The sequence below is a fragment of the Saccharopolyspora erythraea NRRL 2338 genome (genome assembly GCF_000062885.1).
Taxonomy (GTDB): domain Bacteria; phylum Actinomycetota; class Actinomycetes; order Mycobacteriales; family Pseudonocardiaceae; genus Saccharopolyspora_D; species Saccharopolyspora_D erythraea.
In genome coordinates this window covers 4,697,946-4,722,580 of record NC_009142.1, presented here as the reverse complement: position 1 = coordinate 4,722,580, position 24,635 = coordinate 4,697,946, and the positions used below count along the sequence as shown (strand labels likewise).

The following is a 24,635-nucleotide window of genomic DNA, read 5'->3' as shown; positions in this document are numbered from 1 at the left end:
CGGCAGGCTCGGTGTCGGGGTCTGTCAGGGCTTGCGGCCGAGCCCGCCGATGTGCAGCGCGTGCGCGGGGTTGTCCGGGTCGGGGACGTCCGGCCCGGGCCGCCACCGGTTGTTCGGCACGAGCCCGGGTTCGACCAGCTCCAGACCGTCGAAGTAGCGGATCTGCTCCTCCCACGAGCGGAAGCAGCGGTTGCCCATCCCGTTCTCGGCGAAGGCCTTGGCCAGCTCGCGCGCACGGGGCTCGCCGGTGTCGCAGGTGTTGGACACCAGCAGGTAGCCGCCCGAGGGGAGCCGCTCGCGGATGCCCGCCGCGACCCCCTCCGGGTCCTCCTCGTCCTCCAGGTGCATGAGGATGCCGCCCAGCAGCACCGCGAACGGCTCGGTGGTGTCGACGAGCCGCCGGGTCTCGGGGTGGTCGAAGATCGCGTCGGCCTCCCGCAGGTCGCCCTGGATCACGGTGGTGCGGTTGTCGGTGGCCAGCAGCGCGCGCCCGTGGGCGAGCACGATCGGGTCGTTGTCGACGTAGACGACGCGGACGTCGGAGGCGATCTCCTGCGCGATCTCGTGCACGTTGCCCGCCGTGGGCAGTCCGGAGCCGATGTCGACGATCTGGCGGATGCCTGCTTCGCCGACGAGGTGGCGCACCGCCGCGCGCAGGAAGCAGCGGTTGGCCTTGGCCAGCAGCGGTGTCTCCGGGACGGCCTCGATCATGGCCTGGGCCGCCGCGCGGTCCACCGCGAAGTTGTCCTTGCCGTCGAGGCAGTAGTCGTAGACGCGGGCGATCGAGACCTCGTCGGTGTTGACGTCGACGAGGTCGGGCTGAGCCGCCGAGCCGGCCTGCCGCCGCCCAGCCCCTGCCGGATCAGTCACGCCGCCCCCATCCGTCCTCGTGTCCAACGCGCGACGCATCGTAGCCGACGTCCGACATCAACTTCGCCCTCGACCGCGGGGTCAGGCCGGACCCAACCGGTCGGTGGCGAGCCGGATGTGTGAGCGCTGGTGGGAACGGCGGCGTTCCCATCCGCCGTCCGGCGCAGAGGCGGCGGTGAGCGCCTGCCGACGAGAAAGGGGCCCCGGCCAGTGAACTGGTCCCCGAGGGTTGGACTGGAAATCCAGTTCCAGCTCTTGGGGAGCGGTTCGTGTATCCAGGTAGTTCGTTGTCGGAGCGGCAGCGTGAGGCTGCCGTGGCTTTGTTCGAGGCTGGTTACGGGGCGAAGGTCGTCGCGGCCCGGTTGGGTGTGTCGCGCACGGCGGTGAGACGCTTGCGGCACCGATGGGTCCTGCGAGGCGCGGGAGCGCTGATCATGAAACCGAAGCAGTCGTTCTCGTTCGAGTTCAAGCTCGAAGTCGTGCGTCGGTTCCTTGACGGCGAGGCCACCACGGCGGAACTGGCCCGCGAGTACGCCCTGTCCTCGCCCAAGCTGGTCGAGACCTGGGTGCGCAAGTACCGGCGTGAGGGTGAGGACGCGCTGCGGCCCAAGCGGCGAGGCCGACCGCCAGGCGCCCCGGAACCACCCGAGGGCGAGCTCAGCGAGGTGCAACGGCTGCGGCAGGAGAACCAGCGTCTGGCTGCCGAAAACGCCTACCTGAAAAAATTGCGGGCCTCGAGAGCGCAGGGGCGAAAGTAAAGACCCAGGTCATCGCCACTCTCAAGGCGCAGTACCCGCTGGCTGTGCTGCTGGCGGTCGCGGGCGTAGCCCGCTCGACATTCTTCTACCACCAGGCCCGGATGGACGCCGAAGATCCGCAGGCAGACCTCAAAGAAGCGGTGACGGAGGTCTTCGAGCAGGCCCACCGTCGGTACGGGCATCGGCGGGTTCACACGATCCTTGTCCGCCGGGGCTGGCAGGTCGCCAAAAAGACCGTGCTGAAACTGATGCGGGCCCTGGGCCTGGTCTGCAAGGTCCGGCGCCGCCGACCGTATGTGTCCTGGAAAGGGGAGGTCGGCACGATCGCCGCCAACGTGCTCAACCGCGAGTTCGCCGCGACCGCGCCGAACACCAAGTGGGTCACCGACGTCACCGAGTTCCGCGTCGGCACCGGCAAGATCTACCTGTCCCCAGTGATCGACCTGTTCGACCGGTCCGTCGTGGCCTACTCCTGGAGCACCTCACCCAACACGGAGCTGACGAACTCCTCGCTACGCAAGGCCATCGCCACACTCGAACCAGGGCAAACCCCGCTGGTGCACTCCGACCAGGGATTTCAGTACCAGCACGCCTCCTGGCGCAGACTCCTCACCAACGCCGGCCTGACACAGTCGATGTCCCGAAAAGCCACCTGCCTGGACAACGCCCTGGCCGAGAACTTCTTCGGCCACCTCAAAGAAGAACTCTTCCACCACAACCAGTTCGACACCGCCAAGGACCTCACCACCGCCCTCGACGACTACCTCGACTGGTACAACACCACCCGCATCTCCACCACGATGAAGGGTCTGAGCCCGGCCGAATACCGAGCCCAGACCCCCACCAACTAGCCTTCAATTAGTCGGTCCAACTCCCGGGGACCAGTTCACAGGCCGGGGCCCCTTCCGCGGTTCAGCCGATCACTGCGGGAGCATGCCCTTCTCGATCGCCTCGATGATCTGCGGACGCAGCTCGTCCGCGCGGACGATCGCGTCGACCGAGCCGACCTCCACGGCCCGCTGGACGCTGTGCACCCGGTCGAACTCGGCGGCGACCTCGCCCAGCTTCTCGGCGTGGACCGCCCGGCGGGTCTCGGCCAGCTCCAGCGTCAGCGCGGTGCGGTCGGCGTCGCCGGCCTCGGCCAGGCGGGCCTCCAGGTCGCGGACCCGCTGGTCCTTGGCCGTGCGGTCGTTGACCTCACCGGAGAAGACCACCGCCGCCGCGGGGGCACCGCCGATGACCGAGGCGTAGGAGCCCTCCACGGCCAGCACCGTCATGTTCGGGTTGAGCGCCTTGGAGAACACCACGAACGCGCCGCCGTGGTAGCGGGAGATCACGCAGAACACGATCGGGCCGCGGAAGTTCACGATCGCCCGGCCGATCTCGGCGCCGTACTCCAGCTGCAGCTTGCGCATCGACTCCGGGGAGCCGTCGAACCCGGAGAGGTTCGCCAGCACCACCAGCGGCCGGTTGCCGCTGGCGGCGTTGATCGCCCGCGCCGCCTTCTTCGACGAACGGGGGAACAGCGTGCCCGCGGTGTAGGTGTCGGGGCCGTCGGTGGGCGGGAAGCCGTGCCGCGGCACCGGACGCGACTCGATGCCGAGCAGGCACACCGGGTGGCCGCCGAGGTGCACGTCCTGCACCGCCGCGGTGTCGGCGTCGGCCATGCCCGCCCAGCGCTCCAGCACCGGGTGGTCCTGGTCGGCCAGCGCCCGCATCACGGTGCGGATGTCGAAGGACTTCTTGCGGTCCGGGTTGGCCGTGGCCGAGAAGATCTCACCGACCGTGGTGAAGTCGCTTCCCGCGAACTCGTGCGGGTAGTCGCAGATGTCCCGGTCGCGCGGGTCGGTGGTGGCGGCCTGGCGCGGTGCCTCCTCACCCGGCACGACGTAGGTGTGGTCGTAGTGCGACATCAGCACTTCGCGGGCGGCGGCCAGGTTCGGCGCCCAGTACTGCGCCTGGCCGTTGGGGCCCATCACCCGGTCGTAGCCGCCGATGCCGAAGTTGTCGTCGGCCGACACGCCGCCGGAGAAGTCCAGCGACTGCTTGCCGGTCAGCACCATCGCCGAGTCCGGGGTCATCACCAGGATGCCCTTGGTGTGCATCAGCATCGTGGCCTCGGCGTTCCAGTACGGCTGGGCGCCGACGTTGATCCCGGCCACGACGACGTTGATCTCGCCGCCGTCCTGGGTGAAGTGCACGATCCGCTTGAGGGCGGCGGCCACCCAGTCCATGTTCTCGGTGCCCGAGTCCATCGAGATCCGGGCGCCCGCCGACAGCGCGAACCACTCCAGCGGCACCCGCATGCGCTCGGCCAGGTCGAGCGCGGCGATCACGCGGGAGCACTCGGGTTCGGAGAGCGCGCCCAGCGACTTGGTCGGGTCGCCCAGCAGGACGACGCGGGTCACGCCCTCGGGGTGGCGCTCGGTCGGCGTGGTCACCACACCGGCGACGATCGCGGCGGAGTTCTGGCCCTTCGGCCGGTCCACCGGCACCAGCACCCCGTCCGCGTCGAGGTCGTGCTCGACGAAGGTGCCCTGACCGCCCGCGAGCATCCCGGTCAGTTCGTAGGGGTAGACGGTGCCGCGCTTGGCGGCGCGCAGCACCTTCTGGCGGTAGCTGTTCAGCGGCTCGATCCGCTCGGTCGGCGGCTCACCGACCGACATCCGCGGCTCGGAGCCCGCCTCGTAGCCGACCCGCACCGCGACCTCGCGCAGCTCCCCGGTCTCGCGGTCGCGCCTGCGGCCCAGGAACAGCACCTCTTCCAGGCCCGCGCCGGCCGTCGTGGGCAGCACGCGCCTGCCGAGCGCGCGCAGCTCCTCCGAGGTGAGCTCCACCGGCGGCCAGACGTAGATGACGATCCGGTTGGTGCTGGAACGCTGCCTGGCGGGCACCCGCGCCTGGACCTTGCGGATCGCGTCCAGGCAGCCGGTGAGCACGCCTTCGGCAGCGGGCAGCGCCACGAGCCTGCCCTCGTCGTCGCGCAGCGGGGTCAGGTCACGCACCTGGGCCATGGCGACGAAGCGCTCGTCGGACGGGTTCTCCCGCGCGACGCTGCGGAACAGGTAGACCTCCTCGTCGGCAGAGGGCAGCCGGGTGAGGTCGAAGTCGCGCCACCGCCGAAGCTGCAGGCGCTCGGCGATCAGCGGGTGCAGACCGCGGATCAGCCGCTGCTCGGCGACCCCTTCGGAAGCGGGCTCGAAGGTGAAGTGGTGGTGCATCACCGCGCCGCTGCGGCCCGCGACGGTGGTGGTGATCCGGCCGACCTGGCCGGGCAGGCCCTGGGCCCCCAGCACCTCGCCGAGCTCGGCGGCCATCGCGTCGCTGTCCTCGGGCTGGTCGGCCCAGGTCAGGTAGATGTCTGCGACCAGGTCGCCGTCGGCGGCCAGCTCGCCGATCGCACGCACCGCCTCGGGCAGCGCCGCGAAGTCGACCGCGGTGGCCACCACGCGCGGGTGCTCGTCCTGGTACTCGGCGACCACCGCGGTGCTGCCCGCCACCCGCGTGGTGCGGACGCCGTCGAGCGCGCGGTTGCCGTAGTAGCGGCGGGTGAGCACCTCCAGCAGCGGCGCCGGGTCGGTGCCCTCGCGGCCGATGCGCTGCCCGAGCAGCCGGACCAGCGGCTCGGCCGTGCCGACCATCTCCGCGATCCGCTCGGCGCGGTCGTGGGCGTCCGGGTGGGCGTCGAGGTGGCGCAGGTGCCCGCGCACCACCGAGTAGACCTCCGCTCGGTTGCGCCGCAGCATCGGCTGGGCGAACCAGTGGAAGACCACGGTGCGGGCCAGGTCGCAGACGACGGGGAAGCGCAGCTGGGTCGCGGCGACCAGGTGCTCCAGCACCAGGCCGGCCGCCGTGCGCGTCTCGCCGGGCGGCGGCACCTCGGTGAGCCAGTGCCCGAGCAGGGTGGTCACCACCGCCGCGTCGGAGGCGGCGCGCTGCTGGGCGAGGAAGATGCGGAAGACCGCCTCCTCCAGCTCGGGGGTCCGGTCGGCCCCCTCGACGCCGTAGTGGCCGAGCACCCGCAGCAGCCGCTGCTGGAACGTCTCGGACAGGCCCGCCCGCTCCACGTCCAGGCTCTGCAGGTAGGTGTGGAAGTACTCGCGCGGGCTGTGCACCCGCGTGTCGGCCTTGGCCTCCTCCCCGGCGGGCCGGTTGCGGCTCAGCTCGGAGAGGTCGGCGAACACCTGAAGCAGCTCGATCTCACCGTCGAGCGGGCGCTGCCCGGCAGCGACCAGCTCCGCCCGCGCGGCCAGGTAGTCGTCGAGGACGCGCTGCTCGTCGTGCGGGTCGACGTCGAAGCCGAGCAGCACGCTGCGCAGGTCCTGCAGACCGCGCGCCGCACGCTCGTGGGCGTCCCGGGCGCTCGGGGCGACGGGAAGCGCGAGTTCGACGGGAGTCGCGGCCTCGGCCTCCTCGGCGGCCTCCTGATCGCCGACCGGCTCCAGCCGCAGCAGCGGCGCGCCGGTCTCGATCTGGCTGCCGGCCGCGACCATCCGCTCGCGCAGCCTCGCACGGAACGGGGCGCGCAGCACCGTCTCCATCTTCATGCTCTCGAGCACCAGCACCGGAGCGCCCGCCTCGACCTCCTCGCCGATCTCGACCGGCGTCGCGACGACCAGCGCGGGCGCGGGCGAGCGCAGCACGCCGCCCTCGTCCTGGCTGACCCGGTGGGTCACGCCGTCGACCTCGACCAGGTGGACCGGGCCGTGGGTGTCGGTGACCAGCCGGAAGCGCTGCCCGTTGACCGTGATCTGGCCCGTGTGGGAGTCGAAGCGCTCGATCTCGACGTCGGCGGTGTGCTGCTGGGACCCGGTGTCGATGCCGATCCGGTAGCGCTGGTGGCCGACGCGCGCGACGAGCACGCGGTAGCTCTCGTCGCGCAGCTTGAGCTCCAGCGGGCGCCCGGTCTCGTGGCGCACCTGCGGGCGGCCGCCGTGGGCGGTGGACAGGAACTGCTGGCGGGCGGCCAGCTCTGCGTCCTCGTAGGCCTCCACGGCGGCGGCGGCCAGCGCGATCGCGGAGTGCTGGTGCGAGCGCAGCCCGCCGGCGGCGCGCTCCCGGTCGATCCAGCCGGTGTCGGCGCTGCCGTCGACCACCTCGTCCCGGTTGAGCAGGTCCAGCACGAAGCTCTTGTTGGTCGCGCCGCCCGCGACGATGACGGTGGTCTGCGCCATCGCGCGGCGCAGCCTGCCCAGCGCCTGCTCGCGGTCGCTGCCGTAGGCGATGATCTTGGCGATCATCGAGTCGAAGTCGGCGGGGATCGTGTCGCCCTCGCTGACGCCGGTGTCGACCCGGATGCCGGGTCCCGCGGGCAGGCTCAGGCGCACGATCCTGCCGGGGGAGGGCGCGAAGTCGCGGTCGGGGTCCTCGGCGTTGAGCCGGGCCTCGACGGCGTGCCCGAGCTCGGCGGGCGGCTCGCCCTCCAGCCTGCCGCCCGAGGCCACGTGCAGCTGGGCCTTCACCAGGTCGACGCCGGTGGTCGCCTCGGTGATCGGGTGCTCGACCTGCAGGCGGGTGTTGACCTCCAGGAAGGCGAACAGCTCCTCGCCGGGGTGGTAGAGGAACTCCACCGTGCCCGCGCCGCGGTACTCCACCGCCCGCGCCAGCCGCTCGGCCGCGGCCTTGAGCTCCCGGCTCTGCTCGGCGGTCAGCACCGGGGAGGCGGACTCCTCGATGATCTTCTGGTTGCGGCGCTGCACCGAGCAGTCGCGCACGCCCAGCGCCCACGCGGTGCCCTGGCCGTCGGCGATCACCTGCACCTCGACGTGGCGGGCGCCGGTGACCAGCCGCTCGAGGAAGACCGCGCCGTTGCCGAAGGCCCGCTCGGCCTCCATCCGGGTGCGCTCGTAGGCCTCGGTCAGCTCCTGCTCGCTGTTGATCACGCGGATGCCGCGGCCACCGCCGCCGGCGGTCGCCTTGAGCATCAGCGGGTAGCCGATCTCATCTGCCGCACGTCGCGCGCCGTCGAGGTCGGAGACCTCGCCGCGGCTCCACGGCGCCACCGGCACGCCGACCTCCTCGGCGAGCAGCTTCGCGCCGATCTTGTCGCCGAGCCTGCGCATCGCCTCGGCGCTGGGGCCGATGAAGGTCACGCCGATCTTCTCGCAGAGCTCGGCGAAGGCCGGGTCCTCGGCGACGAAGCCCCAGCCGACCCAGGCCGCGTCGGCGCCGGACTCGACCAGCGCCCGCTCCAGCACGCCGAGGTCGAGGTAGGGGCGCGCCGAGGCCGGGCCGAGGTCGTAGCGCAGGTCCGCCTCCCGCACGAAGGTGGCGGTGCGGTCGACGTCGGTGTGGAGGGCGACCGTCTCGATCCGCTCCCCGGTTTCCGCCGCGAGCTCCCGCACGGCATGGACAAGCCGCATCGCGGCCTCTCCGCGGTTGACGATGGCAACACGACTGAACACCGACTCGAGCCTCCTGATTCACTGCAACCTGTCCGAGGGCGGTCTAGCCCCACGATGGGACACGATCTCGGTTACCGGCCAGTATGGAAATGTAGAACACGCCCCATGATCCGAACCAAAAGTCGTAAGGAATCGCCAAAGTGCAGGTTCCGGCGGGGGCGTTGCGGCCGGGAACCCGCTCCGGGAGGCTCCGCGGCGCCGGTCCGGCCCACGGCGAGTGGCCGGAGCGGCACTCTCGGTTCGGGCGGTCCGGCTACGTGATTCGTGCCATGTACCTGGCAGGTTGCTGCCACGCGCAGTGCTTGTGAGGCATGCGTCCGTGCCGTTTCGCGAGCCGGTGGGGTGCTTGCGCATTGATCACGGATCCGTGCTACTGGGCGGGCAGCGCCCGGCGATGAGCCGGTAGTCGAGGAGCTTGGAATACCGGAGTGTCGAGCGCGCTTCGCCGCCCCTCCGGGCGGTGCGAGTGGTGGGTGGCCAATAACACCGGAAAAGGACGATCTGCTCGCCGCGGGTCGTGGGTGGATTGGCGCTGGAGGGCAACCGACTTCGAATGCTCCGATGCAATGCGCACCGGTAGCCGGCTCCTCGATTGACGGTCGCGGTCCTTCGACAGCCGGGCATCGGCGCGCTTTTCCGCTCCCCGCGCGAAGTTCCGGCCGCAGCCGGTCGGCGGTTGACAGCGGCACAAACGTGAGATTCGCTCATGTTTGTCTGGTGGACGACCGGACGTTTCGAGTGGGAAGGGGCTGGGATGAGGCGCACCGCCGCACTGCTGTTCGCGGGACTGCTCGCCGCGACGCCGTCCGCCGCCGTCGCCGCGCCCGCGGCGCCGGGCGGGGAGTTCACGGTGCTCACCTACAACGTGGCCGGGCTGCCCGAGCCGCTGTCGGGCAGCGACCCCGCGAACAACACGCCGGTGATCGGTGAGCGCGTCCGGCCATACGACGTGGTGCACGTGCAGGAGGACTTCAACTACCACGACGCGCTGTACGAGGCCGACGACCACCCGCACCGCACGCCCACGAGCGGGGGAGTGCCGTTCGGCTCGGGGCTCAACACCCTCTCGGACTTCCCGCTGCACGGCCTCGACCGCGTGACGTGGTCGCAGTGCTGGATCAACGAGGCCGACTGCCTGACGCCCAAGGGGTTCACGTTCACCCGCGTCGAGGTAGCCCCCGGGGTGGAGGTCGACTTCTACAACCTGCACGCCGACGCCGGTGACGCACCGCTGGACCAGGCGGCGCGGCGGTCGAACCTGATCCAGGTCTCGGACCACATGGCCGAGCACTCGGCAGGCCGGGCTGTGGTGGTGATGGGCGACACCAACTCCCGCTACACCAGCAGCGGCGACATCGTGCGCGAGTTCGCGCAGCGCAACGGCCTGGAGGACGTCTGGGTGCGGCTGGTGCGCGGCGGCGTCCCGCCCGCGGTCGGCGAGCCCGCACCGGGTTGCGACGACGAGACCGCCGACCAGTGCGAGGTGGTGGACAAGATCTTCTACCGGGGTGGCGCGGGCGTCTCCCTCGACGCGACGAGCTACCGCAACGAGCGCTCCGGCTTCCGCACCCAGAGCGGCGCGCCGCTGTCCGACCACGACCCGCTCAGCGCCGGCTTCCGCTGGAGCGCCGGCTGAGGCGGCGAGCCGCGCCCGGATCCCAGGACGGCCGCCCGAAGCGCGGTCTCGGAGCCGTCCTGGTCCGCACGGGCACCGGGCCCGGCTGCGCTCGCGCCCGGGTCAGTCCTCGCGGCCCCGTTCGCAGGAGTCCTGCGCCCAGGACTGAGCGCCGTGGTCGGTGCGGAAGGCCTGGTAGCACTCGTCGGTCGTGGGCTTCTCGCAGGCGGCCGTCGCCTGCTGGTTCGTGGCGCCGCTGTTGACGGCGTGGTCGATGCAGTCGAAGACGTTGGCCTGTGCGGCGGGCGTCGTGGCCAGCGGCGCCACCAGCACACCGCCGAGCAGCACGGCGGCCGACACCAGGCCCCGGGACAGTGACTTGCGCATGTGCGTCCTCTCCTCACGGAAGGCACCGTGCCTTCCCGGGGACAAAGCCAATCGGTGCGTCCCGCGGCCTGGCCAGCCGAGCCGAGTCCCGTCCACCGACCGGACTTCGCTTCTCACCGGGCCGGTCGTCACCCGGCCGGTCGCCGGAACCCACCGTGATCAACTTCGCCCGCGGCGTGATCGGCGCGGCGGGCGCCAGTCCGGCACCGCTTTACCTGCGCGATGTTTGGGCGCGTCGCAAGGCGGTGATCACACGTGAGGACGACGTTCGCGACGCGGCCGGCCGGCGGGCGAGGCCGTGGCGCGGTTCGGGTGACGGGGAGGTCGGTTGCCAGGTGGAGCACGTCGAGGACGGCGGTCTGGCCGGGAAATGGTTGCTCAGCAGCGAGGAACGGGGCAACCCCGCGACCGATCTCGACCTCCGCCACGCGGACGGCGCGGCGTGGTCCCGGGGCAACCTGGTGCGTCCGCTGATCGACGGCGTCGACTACTTCCGCCGGCTGCGGGACGAGCTGGCCGACGTCGGTGAGGGCGACCAGATCTACATCTCGGCGTGGATCGGTGATCCCGCCGAGCGGCTCGACGGCTCGGGGAAATCCGTCGGCGGCCTGCTGGTCCGGGCGCTGGAGGCCGGAGCGGCAGTGCACGGGCTGTTCTGGTGTCCGTACGTGGACGCCAGGAAGGACTTCGTGCCGGAGAACGACAGCTTCGTCGCGCTTCTGCAGAGCCTCGGTGGGGAGGCGGTGTTCGACCAGCGGGTGCGGGCCGTCGGCTGCCACCACCAGAAGTTCATCGTGATCCGCAGGCCGCGGCAGCCGGACTCCGACGTCGCCTTCGTCGGGGGCCTGGACCCGTGCGCGAGCCGGCGCGACGACGCCGAGCACCACGGCGATCCCCAGGCGCAGGCGTCGATCGCCGACGTGTTCGGTGATCAGCCGGCGTGGCACGACGCGCACCTTCAGGTGCGCGGGCCCGCGGTGGCCGACGTCGAGCACTGCTTCCGCGAGCGGTGGAACGACTCCGCCGCGCTGCGGCGCAAACCGCTGTTGTGGCTCTACGAGAGGATCCGGGGCGCTCGGAGCGAGACCGTCGAACTCCCGCCGCAACAGCCGCCGCCGCCTCGGTGCGGAGGACACGTCGTGCAGTTGCTGCGGACCTATCCGAGCAAGCTGCCGCCCTATCCGTTCGCGCCGCACGGCGAGCGCAGCGTGGCGCGCGGTTACCGCAAGGCGCTGGGCAACGCGCGCCGGTTCGTCTACGTCGAGGACCAGTTCCTCTGGTCGCCGATGGTGGCCGAGGTGTTCGCCGAGGCCCTGCGGCGCGAGCCGGAGCTGCACTTGGTCGCGGTGCTTCCCGAGGGACCGGACAAGGACGGCGTCGTGCAGGTCGCGACCAGCGACGTCGCGCACCGCGAGGCGCTGGACGAGCTGTACGCGGCAGGCGGTGACCGGGTCCAGGTCTACGAGCTGGAGAACACCGAGGGGCTGCCCGTCTACGTGCACTCCAAGGTGTGCGTCGTCGACGACGAGTGGGCGGCCGTGGGCTCGGCCAACCTCAACCGCCGGTCTTGGACCTACGACTCGGAGCTCACCGCCGCGGTGGTGGACGAGGACACCGGCGACACCCGCTCGTTCGCCGCGGAGCTGCGGCTCCGGCTGTGGCGGGAACACCTGGGCCGGGGCGAAGACGACGACGAGGACCTGGTCGACCCGCTGCGGGGAATGGAGGTGCTGCGGCGCGCTTCCGAAGCCCTGGAGGACTGGCGGAACTCGGCGCGGACCGAACCCCGGCCGCGAGGGCACCTGCGCATCCATCCTCGCCCGGCTCCGTCGGTGGCGCGCAAGGCGTGGGCGCGGCCCACCGCGCGCGCCGTCATCGACCCGGACGGCCGTTCGCGGGCGATGCGCAGGCAGAACCGCTTGTGAGGCAACGCAATGCGGACCCCGGTGGTCACCGCGTGGAGCCGGCTCCCGCCCACGCCTGGGTCATGTCGGCATAGTGCCGCGAGCGCACGAGCAGCTGTTCGTGCTCGCCGAGCACCGCCTGCCTTCCGTCCATGACCAGCACCCGGCCGGCGCGGCGGGCGGAGGCCGGCCGGTGCGCGATGACCACCAGGATGCCGCCCCGGGCGGCGAAAGCCCGCTCGGCTCGTGCTTCCGCCGCACCGTCTAGGTGCGCGGTGGCCTCGTCCAGCACGACGATCCGCGCCGGGCTCGCGAAAACCCGCGCCAGCCCCAGCAACTGGCGTTCCCCGGCCGACAGTCCCGCGCCCGCGTGGCCGAGCGCGGCGTCCAGCCCGCCCAGCCTGTCGAGCAGCGCGTCGGCGCCGACCGCGGACGCGGCGCGCAGCAGGTGCGCGTCGTCGGCGCCGGGTGCCAGCAACGCCAGGTTCTCCCGCGCGGTACCGGCGAAGAGGTAGCACTCCTGCGGGGTGAAGGCGATGAGGCGGTGGCGGTGCGCGGGGTCGATTTCGGCGATCGGGACGCCCCCGACCAGCACTCGTCCCTCGCACGGCTGCACGGTGCCGGTCAGCAACGACGCGAGGGTGGACTTGCCGATGCCGCTGGGGCCGACCACCGCCAGGTGCTGGCCGGGATCCAGGTCCATGTCGAAGTCGCGCAGGATCGGTTCGGAGTGCTCGCCCCAGCGGTGCGTCAACCCGCGCACGCGGACCGCGGCTCCGTCCGGCACGGCGGTCGCGCGCGGCGGCTCGGGCGGGCGGACCTCGCTGAGTCGGTTGAGCGCGACGAGCAGGCGCACCACGACCGTGCTCGTGGTCGCGGCGAACCCGTGCAGCGCCGGGTGCAGGGTGCCGGTCAGGTACACCAGAGTGCCGAGCACCGTGCCCGCGGTCAGCTCGCCCGCGGCGACCGCCGCCGGCGCGGCGGCGAGCACGAGCACGACCGGCAGGAAGCCGCCGACGGCGACCACGGCGGTGCGCAGGGCGGCGGCGTTGGACATCCGCACCGCGGCACCGGCCTGGGAACGGATCGCCGTCCGCATCGAGTCCTCGGCGATGTCCTGCCCGCCGCAGGCCACGACGTCGCGCATGCCCGCCAGCACGGTGCCGGTCGCCGCCGCGGTGGCCTCGTCGGCGAGTGCGAGCCCGCGCTGCCTGCGCGCCAGCGCGGGCAGCAGGCACAGGAACACCGCTACCGCGATCACCACCGGGGGGCCGGCGAGCCACGCCAGCGTCCCCGACAGCGAAGCGATGCCCACCAGGGCACCGGCCGTGCTCACCACGAGTCCGCGCGCCTGGACCAGCAGACCCGCCGTGGCGTCGCGCACGACCTCCACGTGCTGGGTGATCCGGGCGACCCCCGCCGCGTCCGGGCCGCCGCGCGGAGGGGCGGTGTCGTGCAGGACGCCCCGCACGACGGTGCGCACGAGCGCGTCGCGCAGCGGTTCGACGATCGTGCCGAGCCGCTGCCAGACCAGCCGGACGCCGAACGCCCCGGCCACCGCCGCGGCGGCGAAGGCGGCCAGCCAGGCCAGACCGCTCAGCGGGTCCCCGGCGGCGAAACCGTCGTCCACGGCACGCTGCACGAGTCCACCGGAGAGCAACGCGGGCAGCGCCTCCAGCAGCGAGTAGGCCGCGAGCACCGAGCAGGCGCGCCAGCGCCCGGCGAGTGCGCGCCAGTGCTGGGCGCTGACCGTCACGGCTGGACCTCCTCGGCGAAAAGCGCGCGGTAGGTGGGTTCGTCCATCAGCGCGTCGTGCGGTGCGAAGGCGCGCACGCATCCCGCCTCCAGCCACACCACCGAGTCCGCGCGACGCGCGGTGCAGGCCCGGTGGGTGACCACGACGCGGGTCAGCCCCGGATGTTCGTCGGCGACGGCGTTCTCGACCCGGGCTTCGGTGGCGGTGTCCAGCGCGGCGGCCGCGTCGTCGAGCACGAGCAGCCTCGGCCGCCGGGCGAGCGCTCTGGCCAGGCCGAGCCGCTGGGCTTCCCCACCGGAGAGCGGGGTCTCCGACAGCGGCGTGGCGTAGCCGGAGGGGAGCCGGGTCACCAGGTCGTCGATGTCGGCGGTGCGGCACGCCGAGCGCACCGCCGCGTCGTCCGCGCCGCTGCCGTAGGCGACGGCGGCGGCGACCGACTCGCCGAGCAGCGCGGGACGTTCGAAGGAGTAGCCGACGGCGGTGCGTTCGACCGCGCCGACCGGGACTCCGTCGAGCAGCGCGTCACCGCGGTCCGGTTCGCGCAGGCCGCCCAGCACTTCGGCGAGCGCGGACTTGCCGGACCCGGAGCGGCCGACGACGGCCACGACGTCACCGCCGGGAACCACGAGGTCGATGTCGTCCAACGCGCCGTCGACCCCGACACCGCTCAGTTCCACCTGTCCGCTTCCGCGGGGCAACGGGACTCTCGGGCGGGGTGGTGGAGCGTGGTCGAGCAGGGCCGCGATCCGGTCCGCGCACGACCGCGCGCGCGACAGCGCGGTGAACTGCGGCAGCTGCCGGACGATGCCGAGCGCGAGCGTCGCGTAGCCGAGCGCGGCGAGCACGTCGCCGACGCTGAGATCACCGGCCAGGACGCCGAAACCGGCCGCGCACAGCACGGCGACCTGCACGAGGGGCAGGAGCAGACCGCCGCGCCACATCATCCGCGCCTGGGTGCGCCACATACCGGCACCGGCGGCGCTCAGCTCGGGCAGCGGGCGCAGCACGCGCGCGGACTCCTGCTCGGCGACCCCGGCTGCGGCGATGGTGCGCAGTCCCAGGACGGCGTCGAGCAGCCGCGCCCCGAGCGAGCCCGCCGCCTCCTGGTAGGCGAGCACGTCGTCGGCGGTGTGCCGCAGGTGGGAGCGCGCGAGCAGCACAGCGGCCGGAACGGCGACCAAGAGCACCAGGGCCACGCGCCAGTCGATGAGCACCAGGGCCACGGCGGCTCCCGCCGCCAGCAGCAGCGCGGTGCAGAGCTGGACGACGACCGAGACGATCTGGCCCGCACCCGCGCAGTCGCCGGTCATCCGGCTGACGGCGTCGCCGTCGGCGACCGGGGATCGGCCACCGGAGCGGACCAGCGCCGTCGCGAGCAGTGCTCGCAGGCGGGCGGCGGCAGCGGCGGTGAGCCTGGCGGTGAGGGCGACTCCGGCGACTTCGGCCAGCACCTGGGCCGCGCCCAGCGAAACCAGCCACAGCACGCGCGCGGACGCCCCGTCGCCCGACAGCACGGAGTCGACGGCGTCGGCCAGGGCGGTCGGCAGGAGGACGCTCGCGGCGGCCGCGAGCAGGGCGGTGAACAGCAGCAGAGCCGCGGTGCCGCGGTCGTGGCGCACCGCCGAGCGCAGCAGGCGGTCGCCCGCACGGGCCATGTGACTGCTCCTTGTCGTTGCGCTGGCCGCGCGCCAGACTGTTGCGGTGCGAGAGCGGCGCACCTGTCCTGCGCCGCTCTCGCACCCGTGCCGCGTCAGTGGCAGGTCAGGAGGCTCACCGTGCTGTTGGCGCACGAGGCCAGCAGGCTCAGGTTGCTCCCGCCGCCGTGGCTGGGGTCGCCGTAGGCCAGCTCGTTGGGGGCGTCGAGCTCCTGCAGCTCCAGAACCATCTCCATGGTGGTGTTCCTTTCCGGTCGTTCTCGATCACCGGCCGAGGTCCGGCCGGAGTTCTCGGGGTGGTGGTCAGGCGTTCGGCCTGCCGAAGAACGGCAGCACGCGGCCGTGACCGTCGAGCGTCGCCGCGACGGCGCTCAGCACGCCGGCGCCGCCGGTGGCGAGGTCCATCGACAGGCGCAGCAACTGGTTGCCGGGCATGGCGATCCCGCCGTCACCGTGCGGGATCGCGTGCCAGCCGAGCGCGGTCAGGTGCCGCGAGACCGCGTCGGTCCACATCGGATCGGGGGCGCGGCGGTTCGCCGCGGCCAGCGCGGCGAGCAGACCGCAGCGCCCGAAGAGCAGGCCCGGGTGGATCACGAACTCGCCGAGGCAGCCGCGCAGCAGCTCCGGTTGGCGCTCCAGGCAGCTCGCACCCGGGTGGCGCGCGGCGAGCTCCTCGGCGACCAGGGCGACTCCGGCGCTGCCGACCGCGAGGTAGGGCAGCGTCCGGGTGCCGCTGTCGCGGACCTGCAACGCGCCGTCGTCGGTGGCCACGCACTCGTCGAGGTCGCGCTGGAGCGCGCGGTCGGCGAGCTCGAGCCAGCCGCGGTCGCCGGTGTCGTCGTGCAGGTGGGTGAACAGCAGCGCCGGGCCGGCCCAGCCGTCGAGCAGGCCGGCGCGTCCCACCGAGCCCGGCGGCAGGGCAACGCGCAGCGCGTCGGCCAGCCGGTCGCCCAGGTCGCGGGCGCGCTCCCGCAGCTCGCGGTCGTCCCTCGTGGACGCGAAGTGCAGCAGGTTGAGCGCGATCCCCGACAGCCCGCCGCCGAATCCGTGGTCGCGGGTCTGCTCGACCAGCGTCGCGGCGCCGTCGAGCAGGGCGTCGGCGTCGGAGTGGTGGCCGAGGTTCTCCAGCACGTGGGCGATGCCGTGCGCGCCGTCGAGGAAACCGGGCCGGGCCGGTGCGGTGCGCCGCACCGCGTCGACCAGCCAGCGCTCGTGCTCGGGGTAGCGGCCGAGCCCGGCGGCGTCCAGCGCGTGCAGGACACCGGCGGCGCCGTAGGCGAAGCAGGTGCCGCCGACGCGGAACTGCTCGATGTCGCCGGGGAACAGCCGGTCCTCGCGCTCGGGCGTCGCCGTGCAGAGGATCGCCTCGGCCAAGCCCTTGCGCACCACGCCCCAGTCCGGGACGGCGTTGTCGAGCTCGGTCACCGCGGCTTCGGTCCCGAGCAGCTCGCGGCGGATCTGGTCGCCGAAGCCTGCGGGCAGCGGGAACCGCCGTTCGACGATGTCGACGAACCCGGCCAGCTTGCCGGGCGACAGCTCCAGCAGCGGGTTGAGCGGCAGGAACATCCACAGCTTCAGCGCGGCCAGCGCGTACCGGTCGATGGCGACGCCGGTGCGCCCCTCGGGCGCCCGGAACCCGGGTGCGCCGAGCGCGGGCCGTGGGGCGGCGGAGTCGGTGGAGGCCATCTCGAAGTCGATGACCGAGACCTCGTCGTCCTCGTCGACGAGGACGTTCAGCCCGTGCAGGTCGCCGAAGACCACTCCGCGCCCGTGCACGCGGTCCAGCAGCCGCTCGACCCGCTCCAGCAGTGCCAGGGCGCGCCGGGTGTAGTCGGCGATCTCCTGCTCGGTGGGGTGCTGCCGGGTGAGCGGGTAGGTGCGCGCCAGCCACGTGCCCAGCGGCGTGCCGGGAACCAGGTCCATCGCGAGGAAGGTGTGCTCCCAGAGCTGGAACAGCTCGTGCACGGCGGGGACACCGCCGATGCCGTCGAGCCTGCGCAGCACCTCGTGCTCCCGGTGCAGCCGGGCCACGGCGTCGGTGCCGTCGCGGTCCAGTCCCGCGTGCGGGCGGGCTTCTTTGAGCACGACCTCGGCACCGTCGGACTTGCGCACGGCGCGGTAGACCCCGCCGCCGTTGGAGAAGTGCATCGACGAGGTGACCCGGTAGCCGAAGGCGGCGCGGTCGCCGCCCTTGCGGGCGGCCAGCGACGCGCTCAGGCACTCCGGCGGGGAGACCCAGTCGGGCAAGGAGAACCCCGGGTTGCGCTTGTCGGGAACCAGCTCGCCGTCCGGGCCGGCAATGGCGAGAACCCGGGTCCCGTCGAACTCGACCCAGCGTTCCGCGAATCCGCCGTAACGCACGTACAGCGGGCCCTGCTCATAACGCAGGTCGCTGAGGATGTAAGGGCCCGGCTCGCCCCGCAATTGCGGTGCCAATTCGGTGAGCACGGTGGCCAGGTGTTCGTCGTCCACCGGATAAATGGTGACCAGCTTCCCGCTCGCCGAGCGCGGCGCGTATTTGGCGTTGCGCGCGAGCAGTACGCGGGGGCTGCGCAGGTGTTTGAACGCGACGCGTTCCCGCAGGCAGTAGCGGTGGACCGCGGCCAGCACCCGCTCCGCGTTGCCGAGCGTGGCCGAGACGTGCACTTTCCAGCCCTGTGCGGGGAGAACGACCTCCGCCGGACGCAGCATGTGCCAGGTTCCGAGGGCGCTTCGCACCCAGTCGTCCCCGGGCTCGGGCAGCTGTCGGGCGTACTCGTCCTGAGTACCGGAGTGCCGGCGTTGCTCGTCGAAGAAGAGCGGATCGGCGAAGCAGAAAGCTTCGTACCGCAGATCCATTCCAGGCCTCTCGGTGTTCGGGGGGGGGCGTGAGTCATCGGTCGGGGTTAGCGGGGGGAAAGCGCTACTGGTGTCTTCGAATTCGGTTGCAGGTGCCGCCGGTAAATTTCGCCACGTTTTGCCGGGCGCACCAAGCCGCCGATTCAGTGATACGGATGGACTGAAGGAGTGAGACGATGTTCGGGAATACTGATAGGTAGCATGCGCAGAGTGAAATCGGTCCGTGGTGAATCACCCGTTTGACCAGTAACAAGCCCTCCTTCCAGCGAAGACGGGACCGGCGGCGATAGGACCAACAGAGTGGTGGCGCGGATCTCGTAATTCCGGTGAATTGATTTCCGATCGGGAGCGAATGCTCGCCTGCGACGAGTGACCGTCGACTTCCCCGGGGTGCAGGGGCGGGCGTGGCCTGTCGTCGAGCGGCACGGACCGCTGCCGGCCGCCCGCCCGCACCTGGACCGGGGTGACCTGTCGGAGGCAGCGGTTAGGCTGCCGCAATGACGCCGAAGGAGCTCAGGGCCGCCTGTCTGGGATTTCGCCGGTGCGCGCGAGGAGTTCCCCTTCGACGAGGCCAACAGCGTCTTCAAGGTCGTCGGGAAGATCTTCGCGCTCAGCAGGCTGGACGCCAGTCCGCTGCGGGTGAGCCTCAAGTGCGACCCGGAGCTGGCGGTGCAGCTGCGCGGCGCGTATCCGGCCATCACGCCCGGCTACCACCTGCCCAAGCGGCACTGGAACACCGTGGTCCTCGACGGTTCGGTGCCCGACCGCCTCGTCCTGGAGATGATCGAGGACTCCTACGACCTCGTGGTCTCCAAGCTGCCGAAGCGCGAGCAGGAGAAGCTGATGTGGACCGGCCTCAGCGACGAGGAGTGAGCCAGGCCCGCTCCGGCGCGTGGAGGGTGAGCCAGGCCCGCTACGGCGCGTGAAGAGGTCGACCCGCTCCGGCGCGTGGAGAAGGTCGCCGCACATCGGCGGGAATGCGCGGCCAAGACCGGATGACCCCGGGGCCGCGCAAAGCCCAGCGTCAGCAGCGCGGTCGCGCAGATCGCGGTCACGGGTATGGGCGCGGCGCGGTGGGCCAGACCGAGATGACCGCGGATCCCGGTGCGCCGCGCGGGTTCGGACGGAGCTGGTGCGCGGTACCGCCGCGGGACGCCATAACCCGGTTGGTGCCATGGCGCGCGTTCTGCGCGGGCCGACGCCGCGTCGATGGCGACGGCGTCGATGGCCACCGCGATCCGCACGACCGTCGACGCCCGCACCGAAGCCGAGGACGCCGGGCGGCGGGATGGGCCGAGCCCCACGTAGGTTCTGCCTCACAAGCGGCGTCAGCCGCTTGTGGTGGGGGACTCAGCTCGCACCGAGGGGGTTCTCAGATGCCCACTGGCGAGGGCAGCGCCGGTGTGGCGAATGGGACATCCTCGAGGTCGGCTGTCCCGGAGCGAGAAGGCGGCTGAGGTTCCGCCACCCGCCCAGCTACGCGAACCACTCCTGAGGCATTCCCTAGGTCAGCTCGCGGACGAACAGCCCCGACATGGGTTTGGGGTCGAAGCAGGTCGACTTCGGCGGCATGGGCACCCCGGCGTCCGAGGTCGCCATGAGCTGCTCGATGGTCGGCGGGTGCGGGACGAGCCGGACCGCGTTCCGGCCCGCGCACCAGCAGGTCTCCATCGCGTGGTGGCTGCCGGCCGTCGTCCCGGCCTGGTCGGTGAGACCGCTGAGCGTGGGCACGAGCTCGTCGTCGACGGTGAAGGCGTCGAGCGAGCGGTGGTCCCGGGGCCGCAACACCAGGCGGTACCAGCGGTCACCCAGCCCCACCGCCACGACTCCGGGAGCCGTTGCGCCGGCGGCGGACTCCTCGATCCGCGCTGTGCCCGGATGCGCGGCCAGCCGGTCGAGCACGTCCTGGGCCGTCGCCCGCTCCGCGAGCGCGAAGCACCGGTGGTATCCGAGGATGCGGGCCTCGTCGCCGGGAAACAACGCGGCCAGGGTGAAGGCGTGGTCCTGGCCGAGTTGGCGCCTGCGGTCGGCGTAGCGCTCGGCAGCCGCCATCCGGTGGTGGCCGTCGGCGATGTAGAGCGCGTCGATGCGACCGGCCTCGTCGGCGAGCTCACGTGCGAGCTCGGCGCTCCGGCGGATCCAGACCGAGTGCGCGACACCGTCCCTGAGCACCCGGACATCGGGTTCGCCTGCGGTGATCGCGGCGAGCCGGGCGCGCAGCACTCCGCGTCCTCTGTGGACGAGCATCACCGGGGTCTGCTCGGTCCCGGTGCTCTCGGTCAGCTCGGCGATCTGGCGCACGTGGTCCGGCCGGGTGTCCTCGTGGCGGCGGATCCGGCCGTCGCGGTAGTCGTCGACCGACACCTCGACCACGACACCGGTCTGCCGGTGCTGCCCGGATTCGAGCCGGTACACCACGATCGCCGGGGCGGGCAGCCGCGTGGCCGCGCCGTGCGGTCCGCTCAGCCGCATGCGGGGCGGGCGGAGGGTGATGCCGCGGTGCTCCGCCGGGGCGGCCTGCCGGACGGGGTAGGCGCTCACGAGGGTTCGCCGCTGCGCGTCGTGGACTGCGCGAGGCGCACCGCGTCCAGGTTCACGCAGTTCAGCACCGAACCGGACTCGAACGCGTCGACCATCCGCACCACCTCGGCGGCCACGGCGTGCTGGGCCTGCTCGGTGGAGGCCCCGATGTGGTGGGTGCCGTAGACGTTGGGGTGCCGGGCCAGCCGCGACCCGATGTGTCCCGTCCCGGTCGCGGGCTCGTCGGTGAAGACGTCGATGCCTGCCCGCACGTCCTTCTCCTCCATGGCCGCGATGAGCGCGTCCTCGTCGACCAGCTCGCCGCGCGAGGTGTTGAGGATGATCGTGCCCGGCTGCACGTGCGCGAGCAGGTCGGCGTCGACCAGGTTGCGGGTCGCCGAGGTGGCGGGCACGTGCAGGGACAGCACGTCGCAGGTCCGCGCGAGCGTGGTCAGGTCGTCGACGAAGCGGATGCCGATGGCGTCGGCGCGTTCGGCGGTCTTCGGGCTGCGGCCGGGTTTGGCCACCGCGTGCACGGTGGCGCCGAACGCAGCGGCGCGTTCGGCGAAGGCCAGGCCGATCTGGCCGAGCCCGACGACTCCGACCCGGCGGCCGTGGATGCCCCGCGCGCGGGAGTAGCGCTTCTTGTCCCAGCGGCCCGCGCGCAGGTCGTCGACGTTGTCGCACACGCTGCGGTCGAGCGCGAGCATCAGCGCGAAGGCGAGCTCGGCGACCGCGATCGCGTTGCGGCCGGGCACGTTGCAGACGTGGACGCCGCGCTCGGCCGCCGACTCGCAGTCGATCGTGTTGGTGCCCGAACCCGCGCGGATGACCAGGCGCAGGGAGTCCGCCGCCTCGATCACGGCCGACGGGACCGCTGTGCTGCGCACGACGAGCACCTCGCGGCCGGTGAGCCGGTCGGGGAGCTGCTCGGTGGTGGTGTCCGGCTGGTAGTCGCAGTCGTGTCCGTGCTCGGTGAGCGCGGACACGTGCTCGGCGGGGAACGCGTCGGCGAGCAGAACCCTCATCTGCCACTCCCTACTGCACCGCCGGGTGTGGGACCCGGCTCGTCGACGGGCGAGCCAGCACTCGTGTTGCTTATTGCGCACCCTGCTGCGTATCGCGCAATAGTGACCGCCGTGCCGGAGCGCCGTCAACACCCGCGGGCAGGCCGGATGCCGTGGTTCGGCGGGCGGGGCCCGGCGCGAGCCACGAGTAGCGTCGCGTGCCGGGCATGCGGACCGCCACGCGGAATTCACCCGATCGTTGGGTGACAGGCGGGTGGATGTGGGTGGAGACCGGTTCGGTCAGGGCCAGGCGGGGATGGCTCGGGCGTAGCGAGGCGGCAGGTGCGGCCACCTGAGCGGGGCGCCGTCGAGCCGGCCGGGCGGAGCGATCCCGGTCCACCCGCCGCCGAGCGGGATCCGGTAGCCGTCGGGGTCCCAGCGCCGACCGTCGGCAACGTCGTCGTGGAGACCCTGGTCGAGGAGCCATCGCGCGGTGCGCGCCAGGGACAGGCGCACGTGCCGGATCCGCCCGGTGCGAGCTCGTTCGGCGAGCGCGGCCAGCGCGCCGGCCGCGACGAGGTAGCCGGTGGCGTGGTCGAGGAGCTGGCAGGGCAGCGCGCCCGGGCGGTCGCCGTCCGCGCTGGTGGCCCAGCCGATGCCGGAGGCGACCTGCACCAGGCTGTCGAAGCCGCGGCGGGTGGCCCACGGCCCGCTCGTCCCCCACGCCGAGAGGGTGACGACGACGGTGCCAGGGTGCCGTTCGGCCACCTGCTCCGGCTCCAGGCCGAGCGCTCGGAGCGCGCCGGGCCGATAACCGGTGACCAGGACGTCGGCCTGGTCGGCCAATGCGTGCAGCAGGCGCTGACCGCTGTCCTCGGTGGCTTCCAGCGCCGTGCTGGCCTTGCCGATCACGCCGTCGACGGCGTGCAGCGGGAGTTCCGGGCGGTGCGGCGGGTCGACCCGCAGCACGTCGGCGCCGAGCGCCGCCAGCATGCGGGTCCCGACCGGCCCGGCGATCACCCTGGTCAGATCCAGTACCCGCAGCCCGGAGGCGGGCAACGCGCCCGGCGCCGCGCCCAGCGGGACGCGGGCTCCCGGCTCGTCGAAGGTCACCAGCGGCACGTCCGCCACCGCGCCGCCCCCGTCGCTGCGACACCACTCGCTCGCCGTCCGCGCGGCGACCGCGAGCCCGCCCGCGTCGTAGGCCCGGCGCTCGACCTCCAGGGCTGGTAGCGCCGCGATGGCTTCGGCCAAGGGCGTCTCGGCGTCGCCGCGGTCGGGCAACCCGAACGCGTCCAGCAGGGCCGCTCGGTGCCAGGGGTAGTTGGCGTGCGTGCGGACCCAGCCGTCGGCCGCGGGCCACAGCCGGGAGAGCGGCGCGAACCCGGCGATCGCTTGCCCGTTCGGGTCGCGGAGCAGGGCTTCGCCGAGCACCGCCGCCGCCACGTGACCGGTGTCGAGTGCGACCTCGGGCCTGCGGCCGGTCCGGACGTGCGCCAGTTCGGCGGCCGCGGTCAGGCACGCGGCCACCGACGCGACCGCACAGCCTGAGACGTCCAGCGGCGAGCGGAGCACGTGGGGGCGCGGGTCGCCGGTCAGCTCCACCGCACCGCCGTCGACGACCCCGAGACCGGTGAGCACATCCGCGAGGAGAGCGTCCACATGCCGATGCTGCCCGGGGAACGGGCCCGGCACCAGATGCGTCGCATGGGGGACATCCACCGGCGGAGACGACGGGTGTCGGGAGTGGAGCGCTGGCCGCGGATTCCATCGGACGACCGCGCGCGCGTGAAAGTGGCCGTTCGGTGTATTGATCGCGCGTGGCGAAGCTAGCAATCTCCACCAGCACCGGTGGTTCCGCACGCTCGCCGTCCGGATGCGGACGGCGTGGCGAGAACGAGGAGACGACGAAGTGGCCGAGCCTTCCAAACGACTCAACCGGCGTGGCCTGCTGCGGGCAGGTGCCGGACTCGCCGCTGCCGCTGGTCTCGGTGCCGCGGCAGGCCCGGGCGCCGCGGCAGCGGGCCCGAGCGCCGGAGCGGCGGACGTACCGGCGTCGAAGCGGTTCGACCTCAGGGCGCCGTCGCACGACCTGTTCCGGCACAAGACGTTGCGCGACGACACGGTGCAGCAGTCCTTCACCTTCGACAACGCCAACCGGCGGCTCTTCGTGGTGCAACGCAGGAACGGCACCGACTCGGCGGCAGGCGACCTGTGCGTGACGCAATTGGACTTCGCGGGCAACCAGCTCGGGTACATGTACCTGACGGGGTTCGGCCACGGAGTCTCCATCGCCGCGGAGCCCGTGGGCTCGGCCTCCTACCTGTGGACCGAGGTCGACGCCAACGCCAACGGTTACGGGCGCCGGCTCGCACGGTTCCAGTTCCGCAACGGCACGACGCTGCCGAACTCCTCGACAGGGCTGGCGAAGTTCACGCCGGTCGCCGACGCCACCGAGCACACCTGCGCGGTGGACCCCGTCCACGGCAGGCTCGTCGTCCGGTACCACCGCGGCGGTGCCAAGCGGTTCGCGGTGTACGAGCTGGCCAGGGCTTCGGCCGGTGACTTCGGCACCAGACTGGCGGACTTCGCGCAGCCCTCGCTGGGCTCCCCGGCCCCGGTCTTCCAGGGATACACCGCCTTCGGCCGGTACCTGTACCTGCTCGACGGCGAGTCCTACGACTCCAGCCCGACGCTGAACTCCCACGTGACCAGCGTCGACATCAACACCGGCGAGATCGCCGAAGGTCCGGTCGTCACCAGGGCGGGGGAGAGCCTCACCTACCGCGAACCGGAGGGGATGGCGGTGTACCGGACGGAGGCGGGCGAACCCCGCCTGTTCCTCGGGTTCGCATCGGGCACGGCCGGCGACCGGCGCTGCAACCTGTTCTACAAGAACGTGCTGGTCTGAGCGCGCGCCC

The 24,635-nt window shown here is 72.4% G+C and carries 15 protein-coding genes and 1 pseudogene; 6 read left to right on the top strand and 10 right to left on the bottom strand.

What is annotated here, in order from left to right:
- Positions 1 to 24: 24 nt before the first annotated feature.
- The gene (locus SACE_RS20560; protein WP_009950083.1) at positions 25 to 870 is read right to left on the bottom strand and encodes an SAM-dependent methyltransferase; all 846 of its coding nucleotides are present in this window, start codon (positions 868 to 870) and stop codon (positions 25 to 27) included.
- Between the two features lie 287 nt (positions 871 to 1,157).
- On the opposite strand from SACE_RS20560, the gene SACE_RS39385 reads away from it, so the two are divergent.
- Positions 1,158 to 1,628, top strand: coding sequence for a helix-turn-helix domain-containing protein (locus SACE_RS39385; protein WP_231849709.1), 471 nt, complete (start codon positions 1,158 to 1,160; stop codon positions 1,626 to 1,628).
- Entirely contained in the window at positions 1,595 to 2,479 is an 885-nt protein-coding gene (locus tag SACE_RS20550; protein ID WP_081495006.1) for an IS3 family transposase, read from the top strand. Before SACE_RS39385 ends, SACE_RS20550 begins: the two co-directional genes overlap by 34 nt.
- A 69-nt stretch (positions 2,480 to 2,548) precedes the next feature.
- On the opposite strand, the gene SACE_RS20545 is transcribed toward SACE_RS20550, so the two are convergent.
- Positions 2,549 to 8,032, bottom strand: coding sequence for an ATP-binding protein (locus SACE_RS20545; protein WP_009949100.1), 5,484 nt, complete (start codon positions 8,030 to 8,032; stop codon positions 2,549 to 2,551).
- 754 nt (positions 8,033 to 8,786) lie between these two features.
- Here SACE_RS20545 and SACE_RS20540 point away from each other — a divergent pair.
- Positions 8,787 to 9,668, top strand: coding sequence for an exonuclease/endonuclease/phosphatase family protein (locus SACE_RS20540; RefSeq protein ID WP_009949101.1), 882 nt, complete (start codon positions 8,787 to 8,789; stop codon positions 9,666 to 9,668).
- A gap of 102 nt (positions 9,669 to 9,770) precedes the next feature.
- Here SACE_RS20540 and SACE_RS20535 read toward each other — a convergent pair whose 3' ends face one another.
- On the bottom strand, positions 9,771 to 10,034 hold the full coding sequence (locus tag SACE_RS20535) for a hypothetical protein (RefSeq protein WP_009949103.1): 264 nt from the start codon (positions 10,032 to 10,034) through the stop codon (positions 9,771 to 9,773).
- 155 nt (positions 10,035 to 10,189) lie between these two features.
- On the opposite strand from SACE_RS20535, the gene SACE_RS20530 reads away from it, so the two are divergent.
- Positions 10,190 to 11,959, top strand: a complete 1,770-nt coding sequence (locus tag SACE_RS20530; RefSeq protein ID WP_021342045.1) for a phospholipase D family protein — start codon at positions 10,190 to 10,192, stop codon at positions 11,957 to 11,959.
- 25 nt (positions 11,960 to 11,984) lie between these two features.
- On the opposite strand, the gene SACE_RS20525 is transcribed toward SACE_RS20530, so the two are convergent.
- The 4 genes from SACE_RS20525 to lanKC form a co-directional block, all read right to left on the bottom strand.
- Positions 11,985 to 13,694: an ATP-binding cassette domain-containing protein gene (locus SACE_RS20525; protein ID WP_009949106.1), complete on the bottom strand. Its 1,710-nt coding sequence runs from the start codon at positions 13,692 to 13,694 to the stop codon at positions 11,985 to 11,987.
- Positions 13,691 to 15,349 (bottom strand): ATP-binding cassette domain-containing protein, encoded by a 1,659-nt coding sequence (locus tag SACE_RS20520; RefSeq protein ID WP_009949108.1) that lies wholly within the window; start codon positions 15,347 to 15,349, stop codon positions 13,691 to 13,693. The genes SACE_RS20525 and SACE_RS20520 overlap by 4 nt, the downstream gene beginning before the upstream one ends.
- A 95-nt stretch (positions 15,350 to 15,444) precedes the next feature.
- On the bottom strand, positions 15,445 to 15,585 hold the full coding sequence (locus SACE_RS37215; RefSeq protein WP_009949109.1) for a SapB/AmfS family lanthipeptide: 141 nt from the start codon (positions 15,583 to 15,585) through the stop codon (positions 15,445 to 15,447).
- A gap of 67 nt (positions 15,586 to 15,652) precedes the next feature.
- Complete coding sequence (gene lanKC, locus SACE_RS20515) at positions 15,653 to 18,187, bottom strand: class III lanthionine synthetase LanKC (RefSeq protein WP_009949110.1); 2,535 nt, start codon at positions 18,185 to 18,187, stop codon at positions 15,653 to 15,655.
- Between the two features lie 497 nt (positions 18,188 to 18,684).
- On the opposite strand from lanKC, the pseudogene SACE_RS36645 reads away from it, so the two are divergent.
- Positions 18,685 to 19,060, top strand: a pseudogene (locus tag SACE_RS36645) (MmcQ/YjbR family DNA-binding protein).
- A 630-nt stretch (positions 19,061 to 19,690) separates the two neighbouring features.
- Here the strand turns inward: SACE_RS36645 and SACE_RS20505 are convergent.
- The 3 genes from SACE_RS20505 to SACE_RS20495 all read right to left on the bottom strand — a co-directional run bounded on the left by SACE_RS20505 (position 19,691) and on the right by SACE_RS20495 (position 23,376).
- Positions 19,691 to 20,728: a DUF1015 family protein gene (locus SACE_RS20505; protein ID WP_009949113.1), complete on the bottom strand. Its 1,038-nt coding sequence runs from the start codon at positions 20,726 to 20,728 to the stop codon at positions 19,691 to 19,693.
- Positions 20,725 to 21,735 (bottom strand): 3-phosphoglycerate dehydrogenase, encoded by a 1,011-nt coding sequence (locus SACE_RS20500; protein WP_009949115.1) that lies wholly within the window; start codon positions 21,733 to 21,735, stop codon positions 20,725 to 20,727. Before SACE_RS20500 ends, SACE_RS20505 begins: the two co-directional genes overlap by 4 nt.
- 279 nt (positions 21,736 to 22,014) lie before the next feature.
- The gene (locus tag SACE_RS20495; protein WP_009949116.1) at positions 22,015 to 23,376 is read right to left on the bottom strand and encodes a CoA transferase; all 1,362 of its coding nucleotides are present in this window, start codon (positions 23,374 to 23,376) and stop codon (positions 22,015 to 22,017) included.
- 250 nt (positions 23,377 to 23,626) lie between these two features.
- Between SACE_RS20495 and SACE_RS20490 the strand changes: the two genes are divergently transcribed.
- The gene (locus tag SACE_RS20490) at positions 23,627 to 24,625 is read left to right on the top strand and encodes a phage baseplate protein (RefSeq protein ID WP_009949118.1); all 999 of its coding nucleotides are present in this window, start codon (positions 23,627 to 23,629) and stop codon (positions 24,623 to 24,625) included.
- The last annotated feature ends 10 nt before the right edge of the window (positions 24,626 to 24,635 follow it).

Excerpts from the sequence above, each read along its gene's own strand:
- lanKC (WP_009949110.1), bottom strand. The coding sequence starts at position 18,187 with ATGGATCTGCGGTACGAAGCTTTCTGCTTCGCCGATCCGCTCTTCTTC.
- SACE_RS20540 (WP_009949101.1), top strand. The coding sequence starts at position 8,787 with ATGAGGCGCACCGCCGCACTGCTGTTCGCGGGACTGCTCGCCGCGACG.
- SACE_RS20535 (WP_009949103.1), bottom strand. The coding sequence starts at position 10,034 with ATGCGCAAGTCACTGTCCCGGGGCCTGGTGTCGGCCGCCGTGCTGCTC.
- SACE_RS20520 (WP_009949108.1), bottom strand. The coding sequence starts at position 15,349 with ATGGCCCGTGCGGGCGACCGCCTGCTGCGCTCGGCGGTGCGCCACGAC.
- SACE_RS20500 (WP_009949115.1), bottom strand. The coding sequence starts at position 21,735 with ATGAGGGTTCTGCTCGCCGACGCGTTCCCCGCCGAGCACGTGTCCGCG.
- SACE_RS37215 (WP_009949109.1), bottom strand. The coding sequence starts at position 15,585 with ATGGAGATGGTTCTGGAGCTGCAGGAGCTCGACGCCCCCAACGAGCTG.